At 65.7% G+C, this 408-nt stretch carries 1 protein-coding gene; it reads left to right on the forward strand.

Features of this window, described 5'->3' with window-relative positions:
• The coding region (locus tag GCN81_RS00040; protein WP_156721304.1) for a phosphopantetheine-binding protein at positions 1-408 on the forward strand (408 nt) is incomplete at both ends.

The raw sequence follows: 408 nt of genomic DNA on the forward strand, positions 1-408 counted from the left end.
CGCAGAGCCCTACCCGCACCCACCGGCGAACGGCCCGACATCACAACCCAGTTCGAGCCCGCCCGACCCGGCATCGAAGAACAACTCGCCGGGATCTGGAGCCAAGTCCTGGGCGTGGACCAGGTCGGCCGCCACGACAACTTCTTCGACCTCGGCGGCGACTCCATCCGCAGCATCCAAATCCTCGGCAAAGCACGCGATGCCGGGCTGCTGTTCCACCTCCAAGACCTCTTCGAGCACTCCACCCTGGCCAAACTCTCCGCCGTCGTGGAGCGCGAGAGCGACGCGAACGGAGCGGCGCACACTGAGCCGTTCGAGCTGGTGTCGACCGAGGACCTGGCACAGTTGCCCGAAGGCCTGGAAGACGCCTACCCCATGGCCGAACTCCAACTCGGCATGGTCTACGAA

The organism is Streptomyces apocyni (assembly GCF_009739465.1).
GTDB classification, from domain to species: domain Bacteria; phylum Actinomycetota; class Actinomycetes; order Streptomycetales; family Streptomycetaceae; genus Streptomyces; species Streptomyces apocyni.